The following is an 8,408-nucleotide window of genomic DNA, read 5'->3' on the forward strand; positions in this document are numbered from 1 at the left end:
CGAGCTCCAGCGAGACTAAGAATCTACTTTCAGCAAGTACGATACCCTAGAAAGAACGCCCTCTCGCAGCTACTTTAAGTCACTCTTAAATAAAAGAACTCGTCGTTCTAACGAGCTTCAGCGAGACTAAGAATCTACTTTCAGCAAGTACGATACCCTAGAAAGAACGCCCTCTCGCAGCTACTTTAAGTCACTCTTAAATAAAAGAACTCGTCATTCTAACGAGCTCCAGCGAGACTAAGAATCTACTTTCAGCAAGTACGATATCTTAGAAAGGACTCCTTATTGCAGTTACTTTAAGTCACTATTAAATAAAAGAAATATGTCATTCTAGCGAGCTCCAGCGAGACTAAGAATCTACGTCCAACGAGTCCGATACCTAAAGAGCTTACTTCGGCTCAGGGCCGTAGTCGTTCTGACCTGCTGTACCTTTCAAGAAACCACACTCCACCAGAATCCACAGGCCACAAATCAGAGAAATAGAAGCGATCATCATTTGCGGTGTCGATGGGTCTTGTGCAGCAGGGTTCGTCATCGGCGTTGCAACTCGACCAATGATCAACGGGATGTTTAACGCCAACCAGTAAATCGACTTATTACGGTCATGCCAGCGCTTAGTGGTGATAGCTAAGTCTGGGATAAGAAGAATCAATAAGAAGATAGGCAGAAGAATATAAGAAAACGCAGGGAACAACTTACTGATACCAGCGCCGAAGCCCAAGATCATGATGTAGTAGATGATATTCCACATCCAGTAAGTTTTACGGCCTATACGACCTTGGAAAGAAAACAGTAGCTCTTTAATCGACATCGAAACACTCAACATATTGAAAGTGCGACAACTCCTTGGCCGCACTAAGTAAATCTAGTGTGTCTAATTTACCACCTTCTGGAAGCAATCAATATCCATATCTCGAACATTCACTGTCAAACTGCGTACGTGGCTCGCTTGTTCTTGCAGTACTACCATCAGTGCTCTTGATAATTCCCGCTTCTGTTCAGGGCTTCTTCCTGCAAGCAAATCAAAGTTGATATGGATGAAGTCAACACTATCGCCTTCTTCCCCGACCAGCCAATTGTGGCAACGAAGTGCACGAGATTTGACAGATGCCAGCTCGAACAAACCACTGTCTAAAGTCACTTTGTGTAAGTCTTCTAATAGGCCTTGAACATTCACACGCTCATCGACCGAATTGGAATATTCTAAAACTAAGTTTGGCATTTTGATTCCTTTCTTATTACGGCTAACTTTTAACCCGTAGTAATACCAATCTAAGCGGCAATTTCCGAGGAATGGACTATCATTCTGTCTACGCGATCACCAATCGATTGCTTTTGACAAAAATAACAGAACAAATGCAGCACCGACCAGATGAAGAAAGCCGAATAAGACATGACGCCAATCATGATCTGTTCACATTATTCTGTTATATTCCTACGTAGATTTTTTACATTAATAGACTATTTACATTAAAGATAAGGGAGATATTCCTATGCGTCGTCCTGTAGTGATGGGTAACTGGAAACTAAACGGTAGCAAAGCAATGGTAACTGAGCTACTAACAGGTATTAACGCTGAGCTTGAAGGCGTTGAAGGTGTAGACGTAGCAGTAGCTCCACCAGCTCTTTACATCGATCTAGCTGAGCGCGTAATCGCTGAAGGCGGTAACAAAGTTATCCTAGGTGCACAAAACACTGACCTAAACAACAGCGGTGCTTTCACTGGCGACATGTCTCCAGAAATGCTGAAAGACTTCGGTGCTTCTCACATCATCATCGGTCACTCAGAGCGTCGTGAATACCACAACGAATCTGACGAGTTCATCGCGAAGAAATTCAACTTCCTAAAAGAAAACGGTCTAACTCCTGTTTTCTGTATCGGTGAATCTGAAGCTCAAAACGAAGCTGGCGAAACTGAAGCTGTATGTGCACGTCAAATCAACGCAGTTATCGACACTTACGGTGTTGAAGCTCTAAACGGCGCAATCATCGCTTACGAACCAATCTGGGCTATCGGTACTGGTAAAGCAGCAACAGCTGAAGATGCACAACGCATCCACGCTTCTATCCGCGCACTAATCGCAGCGAAAGACGAAGCAGTTGCAGCACAAGTAATCATCCAATACGGCGGTTCTGTTAAGCCAGAAAACGCTGAAGCTTACTTCTCACAACCAGACATCGACGGTGCTCTAGTTGGTGGCGCTTCTCTAGACGCTAAGAGCTTCGTAGCTATCGCTAAGGCAGCGGCAGCAGCTAAAGCCTAATTTCGCTTTTTACTAAGCAGAAATAACAAAGGGATGCATCACGCATCCCTTTTTGTTTGCTTACGATCTAGTGAGTTCTGTCATTCCGAGGAACCCAAGCGACATCTGGAATCTACTCACGCCAAGCACCTAACTCCAACCAGAAAATCAAAAAAATTCGTCAAGCACCCGATCAAAAAAAGGCCCCTAAAAAGGAGCCCATTTACGAATCTCTATTGCTTAGTCGCTACCAAACAAGTCGCGAGTGTAAACCTTATCAACCACGTCTTCTAAGTCTTCGACCATGCGGTTCGACACAATGACATCAGAAACTTGTTTGAACTCTTCTAAGTCACGAAGAACACGGGAGTTGAAGAACTCGTCCTCTTGCAGCACTGGTTCATAAACTACAACTTCAACACCTTTCGCTTTGATGCGCTTCATGATGCCTTGGATAGAAGAAGCACGGAAGTTATCAGAACCCGCTTTCATGATAAGGCGGTAAATACCAACAACTTTAGGTTCACGCTTCAAGACTGATTCCGCTACAAAGTCTTTGCGCGTACGGTTTGCTTCTACAATTGCACCAATGATGTCGTTCGGTACATCTTGGTAGTTCGCTCGTAGCTGCTTAGTATCTTTTGGCAAACAGTAACCACCGTAACCAAACGAAGGGTTGTTATAGTGATTACCAATACGAGGGTCTAAACCAACACCCTCAATGATCTGGCGAGAGTTCAGGCCATGCGCTTCCGCGTAAGAATCAAGCTCGTTAAAGTAAGCTACGCGCATGGCAAGATAGGTATTAGAGAACAGCTTTACTGCTTCTGCTTCCGTTGAGTCCGTGAAAAGAACTTCTATGTTTTCCTTCTCAGCGCCCTCAACTAGCAAATCAGCAAACACCTTAGCACGCTCACTTTGCTCACCAACGATGATGCGAGAAGGATAAAGGTTGTCATACAGCGCTTTACCTTCACGAAGAAACTCTGGAGAGAAGATGATGTTCTCACAGTTCATTTCCTCTTTGATGCGAGCGGTATAACCCACAGGTACCGTTGATTTGATGATCATCACCGCATTTTGGTTAATGCTCATCACATCTCTAATCACTGCCTCGACGGAAGACGTGTTGAAGTAGTTCGTTACTGGATCATAATCTGTCGGCGTTGCAATAACGACAAACTCTGCGTTTTTGTATGCCAACGCCTTATCTGTTGTCGCAACAAAATCCAGCGTCTTATTCTCTAGAAAGTCTTCGATTTCACGATCCACAATCGGTGATTGCTTGTTATTCAGCAATTCAACCTTTTCAGCAACAATATCTAGTGCAACAACTTGGTGGTTTTGAGCTAATAACATTGCGTTAGAAAGCCCTACATAACCTGTACCGGCAACCGCTATTTTCATTCTAATGCCCTGAGTTTTATTTCTAATAGTAGGATATCAATAGTTTCAGATTCAAGATAGCTTAATACTCTGCAATCTAATCTTATAGAATGACAGAAAACAAAAAAGCGGCTTTTCGGCCGCTTTTTACTATTTCAGAATACATCGCTCGCTGAACTCAATCTCTCATTTACTACCAGATCAACTTTCTGAGCGATAGTTAAGAGAGGGGCGACTAATCAATTTGAGTCGTTAAGTAACGTAAGTAAGCATTACGCATACGGATTTTGTTCTCTTCGAAATAATCACTACCGTAACGACCACGGTTAAAGTAGCGGCGTAGCATGCTGTTATCCATCACCAGTTCATCACCTTGTCCTGTGCTTAAGTAGTTCGCATCATTACCAACTCGCGTCGAGACATTAAAGTCGTATGCTTCATTACCACGAACCTGAAGTAAGCCTGGAGACATATCACGCCAAGGTGTCAGAGGTAGTTTCACCGCAACAGTAACGAACTGCTCTTCATCGGTATCATTAAACTTCGTCACTTGGTAACTCGCAGAAACTTCAATGTCCTCAAACCAATGTGAAGTCGTGAACTTAGCGCCTACATCCCCTTTCCAAAACTCACCCGCGGTTGCATTAAACTGCCAATCCCATTCAGGCATACTAAAGGTATAACGAGTTAGGAACGTTTGGCGATCCGGGTTTGCGTAACCATTTTTGTCTTTCTCATCCATGTGCTGGAAGTAACTCATTTCCAGGCCAAGAGCATGAGCACCAGATGGAGAGAACCAAGCAGATTCACTGCGCGCACCAACATAATCGGTTTTCACCAGACCTAACGACACTTGGTTAGCTACATCGACATATGGCAAGCGGAAGAATTGATGCACCATCGCGCGGTCAATTTCGTTTTCGTAGGCGCTCTCTTCAAAGTAACCGCCCTCTTCAAAGTCATCGCTTTCCGCTAATGGCAGGATATGGCGAATATCAACAGCAGCACCAGACCACAAGAAAGTATATAGGTTGCTCGACATCGCAAACGAGTAATCATAAACACCAAACTCAGTCGCAACACCATGACGGACCATTGGCGATACCACCAATTGTGAGTCTAAAGCTCCACTGTTTACGCGCTCTGTTTTCCACTCCACCAACTCAAGCTTTTCAGATAGATTGTTGGTACTGAATTGAATGTCATCACATGCTGCAGAACCCTTCACAAAACTCTGGTAACAAGTCGCATCCGTTTGCACACTCACCACTGGTTTTTGGTTGGCCAATAGCATTAACTCTACACGATCAGAGCTTAAGCCCATTTCTTGTGCGGAGCTTGTACCGAAGTGACTTGAAATGATCCCCATCGCCACACCCAAACCATCCATCTGGTTGTGATTGTAGCGACGGTTCTCTAGAGCTACGACAACCGATTGGTTTAAGGTACCGATTTGAATATTCACAAAACCTTCGTTGCGCAGTGCACTTACCAAAGCAGAGATTGACGCATTATCCGCTTTGCTTTGCTCTAGAGAGAGCTTTTCCATTAGTGAAACATTGTTACGAGCATACTCACGAGAACGGGTGTAATCGGTGATGAGCGGGATAGACAATGCAGCATTCCACATATTCTGTTCATCCGTCTCATGACCAGAGTAAATTTGGTAGCTCAAAGAAGCCGTCATGTCATAAGGTAGCAGTTCTTTTGGCGTGAACACTTTCACTGATGAGTTAAACTCGACAGCATCGTATTCACCAATGAGCTGAACAAAGTCTAATGGTTGGTATTCAATACCACCAAATGGGCCGTCCATCACACCTAACATAATGTCAGAGACACCATAACCTGCTGATACGCGAATTGGAGCAAAATCAAAAGAATAATCCGCGACGGCATACTGGGTACTAAATTGATTTGCTGCTCCCCCGAGATCTTGAACACCTACAGCAAAGTCTAAGCTATCGACACCCCAAAAGTTTGGTAACTGATATTTGAACGACATGGACAAATCACGAGTATCCCCACAATCGACGAAGCAATTCGAGTTATAGTCATCGGTTACAATTCTGCCATGGACTTCCAAGCCCTCAACAATCCCAAATGAAAACTTGAGTGAATCAAGATCTTGAATCTGGGTTCGAAAAGGAAGCCCCTGAGCATACGTGAAAGAGAAGTCCCCATATTCCAAAGACTGAGCATTAGGCGTTAACGTCAGTCCCGTAAAACTCTGATTAGAAGGGAGCGTTTTTAAACCTTCTGCTGCAATAGGCGCACTCATAAAGAGCGGTAGCGAGAGTGCTGCAATCCGTTTTTTAGTTATTTTCTGTGCCATCAGTTTTGCCACTGTAAAAGTCATGAATACACAAAAAGGCACCGCTCTGGTGCCTTTTTACTTTTGTCATTTCGTTGCTGATGATGTATGGAATCTAGTCGTTCCCTATCAAGCAATCATCAACAAACAATTAATTTTCGCATTATTTATTATCACTACGAAAGCATCAAGTTTCAGCTGTATTACTTTGCTTTGGTTCAAAGTTAAACAAGGTTGCTGTTCTGGAGGTTTGCTTCCAAACCAAATCTTCAATGCCATCTACAGGGTTGAAGCCCGTAGGAGCCTCTAGCAATAAACGACGAATCACCTCATGTTGGAAGTTGTGGCAAGCCACATCCAATTTATTAATTAGCGTTTCGTATTCCTTTATTGGTAGGAAGTCTTCCTGCGCGGTCATGATCCGGCTATGCGCGGTTTCAGAAACGTTATCATCACCAATCAACAACTCTTCATACAGCTTCTCACCGGGTCTTAAGCCTGTGTACTTGATCTCAATGTCCCCTTCTGGATTGGCTTCATCTTTGACTTCCAAGCCCGATAGGTGGATTAAGTTCTTCGCCAAGTCGACAATTTTTACTGGCGAGCCCATATCAAGCACAAACACATCGCCACCTTTACCCATTGCTCCGGCTTGAATCACAAGCTGTGCAGCTTCTGGAATCGTCATAAAGTATCGAGTAATGTCTTTGTGAGTCACAGTGATTGGTTCACGGTTAGCAATTTGTTTTTTGAAAACCGGCACTACCGAACCTGATGAACCCAACACATTACCGAACCTCACCATACAAAAGCGGGTGCCTAGGTTTGGGTTATTCTCTCGAATGCGGTTTTGTTGCTCCGCCAGTGCTTGTAAGCCTAGCTCAGCCATTCGCTTGGTGGTGCCCATCACGTTAGTAGGACGAACCGCTTTATCAGTAGAGATTAAAACGAAATTTTTCACGCCTGCATCAATGGCAGCTAAAGCCGTATAGTAAGTACCAAATACGTTATTACGTACGCCTTCTACGACATTGTATTCAACAAGCGGAACATGTTTATACGCGGCAGCATGGTAAACCGTGTCGACTTCAAACGCCTTCATGGTGGTTTCGAGACGGTTTTGTCTTTGTACCGATCCCACTAAAGGAACCACCACAATGTTTAGCTTTTTGTCTTTAACGATTTGGCTCAGCTCAATATGTATTTGGTATAGAGCAAATTCAGATAACTCAAACAAGACCAGTGCTTTCGGGGAGTAATTTAGGATCTGTCGACAAAGCTCTGAGCCGATTGAACCACCAGCTCCAGTGACCATAACGGTTTGGTCTTTGATGTTTGATTCCATCAACACTTGCTGAGGTTGCACCGCATCACGACCTAACAAGTCACCAATTGGGACTTCTTTTAGTTCATCGATTTTAGATTTACCGGTTAAGATATCATGCATATCCGGTACGGTTTGGATCTCAACAGGCAACTTAGAAATGCTATCCAATACTTCTTTACGACGCTTGTTCGACGCACTTGGGATTGCTAGCAGAATCTTCTTAACATCGTATTTTTTGATCGCTTTCGGCGCTTTTTCTACCGTGTAAACAAAGTGTCCCATTAAAGTGGTGTTGTAGAGCGTTTTGTCCTCATCAACAAAGCCAATTACGCGATGCGTCTCTGATTGGCGTAGCGCAAACGCCAGCTCACGCCCAGCACTGCCTGCACCATAAATCAGCACTGGTGTTCCCGCTTTATGCACAGATTGGGCGACCAAGCTTCTCACGACCAAGCGGCTGCAACCGACGCCAATAGCCAAAAAGGCCGCATAAATAAACGGAACAGAACGAGGTAGCTCAGCATGGAAAGCAAAAGCAAAGGTTGCCGCGCACATCGCAGAAAGAATGGTGCCTAAGCCAACCACTGCCAACACATGAAAGCCTAAATAACGCAGTACCGCGCGATACAAGCCCAAAGCAGCAAAGATCGCTAGCGTAATCGCGATAGTAGAATAAAGCACATACTGACTTGCCGTATCTGGTAGGTGAGTAAACTCTCCAATTCTGGTCCAGTACGCCATTAAAAATGCGCTGGAGATAATGAAAAAGTCTACTACTACACTAATGACACGTTTTTTATAGCGTGGTAACGACCAAATGACGTTTAATTTGGAATTGTGTTCAATCATGACGAAGAATAAGCCTCATTACCCCAGATTTATTAGTAAGAGTTGGTGGTAATGTTTTTTGTTGAATTTATACAGCCGCTGAACAAACATTATACAACTCAGTGAGTATTAATAGAACACTCAGGTGCATAATAATTAGCAACGTCGCGTTGAGTTTGCAACGCAATGCAACAAAGGAACTGTACTCCTTGTCCCTTCGCAAAATTACGGCGCACAGAAGGCGCCGCAGGGTTAGTTCTAGGTTCTAGGTTCTAGGTTCTAGGTTCTAGGTTCTAGGTTCTAGGTTCTA

6 protein-coding genes are annotated in these 8,408 nt (G+C 44.0%); 1 reads left to right on the forward strand and 5 read right to left on the reverse strand.

Annotated elements, in window-relative coordinates; all coding sequences use genetic code 11:
• Positions 1-388: 388 nt before the first annotated feature.
• Both GXP65_RS24210 and GXP65_RS24215 read right to left on the reverse strand, forming a co-directional pair.
• Positions 389-811 (reverse strand): DUF805 domain-containing protein, encoded by a 423-nt coding sequence (locus GXP65_RS24210; RefSeq protein WP_045370165.1) that lies wholly within the window; start codon positions 809-811, stop codon positions 389-391.
• 63 nt (positions 812-874) lie between these two features.
• Positions 875-1,222, reverse strand: coding sequence for a 5-carboxymethyl-2-hydroxymuconate Delta-isomerase (locus GXP65_RS24215; RefSeq protein ID WP_005428160.1), 348 nt, complete (start codon positions 1,220-1,222; stop codon positions 875-877).
• 271 nt (positions 1,223-1,493) lie between these two features.
• Between GXP65_RS24215 and tpiA the strand changes: the two genes are divergently transcribed.
• Complete coding sequence (gene tpiA, locus GXP65_RS24220) at positions 1,494-2,264, forward strand: triose-phosphate isomerase (RefSeq protein ID WP_005428123.1); 771 nt, start codon at positions 1,494-1,496, stop codon at positions 2,262-2,264.
• Positions 2,265-2,483: 219 nt separating this feature from the next.
• Here tpiA and GXP65_RS24225 read toward each other — a convergent pair whose 3' ends face one another.
• The 3 genes from GXP65_RS24225 to GXP65_RS24235 all read right to left on the reverse strand — a co-directional run bounded on the left by GXP65_RS24225 (position 2,484) and on the right by GXP65_RS24235 (position 8,119).
• Complete coding sequence (locus GXP65_RS24225) at positions 2,484-3,650, reverse strand: nucleotide sugar dehydrogenase (protein ID WP_162093907.1); 1,167 nt, start codon at positions 3,648-3,650, stop codon at positions 2,484-2,486.
• A gap of 214 nt (positions 3,651-3,864) precedes the next feature.
• The gene (locus GXP65_RS24230; RefSeq protein ID WP_162093908.1) at positions 3,865-5,964 is read right to left on the reverse strand and encodes a YjbH domain-containing protein; all 2,100 of its coding nucleotides are present in this window, start codon (positions 5,962-5,964) and stop codon (positions 3,865-3,867) included.
• 166 nt (positions 5,965-6,130) lie between these two features.
• On the reverse strand, positions 6,131-8,119 hold the full coding sequence (locus GXP65_RS24235; RefSeq protein ID WP_162093909.1) for a nucleoside-diphosphate sugar epimerase/dehydratase: 1,989 nt from the start codon (positions 8,117-8,119) through the stop codon (positions 6,131-6,133).
• Between the last annotated feature and the right edge of the window lie 289 nt (positions 8,120-8,408).

It is taken from the genome of Vibrio sp. LB10LO1 (assembly GCF_010092875.1).
GTDB lineage: Bacteria > Pseudomonadota > Gammaproteobacteria > Enterobacterales > Vibrionaceae > Vibrio > Vibrio campbellii.

Bases quoted from the DNA above. Each gene is read 5' to 3' on its own strand.
- GXP65_RS24210 (WP_045370165.1), bottom strand. From the start codon at position 811: ATGTCGATTAAAGAGCTACTGTTTTCTTTCCAAGGTCGTATAGGCCGT.
- GXP65_RS24215 (WP_005428160.1), bottom strand. From the start codon at position 1,222: ATGCCAAACTTAGTTTTAGAATATTCCAATTCGGTCGATGAGCGTGTG.
- tpiA (WP_005428123.1), top strand. From the start codon at position 1,494: ATGCGTCGTCCTGTAGTGATGGGTAACTGGAAACTAAACGGTAGCAAA.
- GXP65_RS24225 (WP_162093907.1), bottom strand. From the start codon at position 3,650: ATGAAAATAGCGGTTGCCGGTACAGGTTATGTAGGGCTTTCTAACGCA.
- GXP65_RS24230 (WP_162093908.1), bottom strand. From the start codon at position 5,964: ATGGCACAGAAAATAACTAAAAAACGGATTGCAGCACTCTCGCTACCG.
- GXP65_RS24235 (WP_162093909.1), bottom strand. From the start codon at position 8,119: ATGATTGAACACAATTCCAAATTAAACGTCATTTGGTCGTTACCACGC.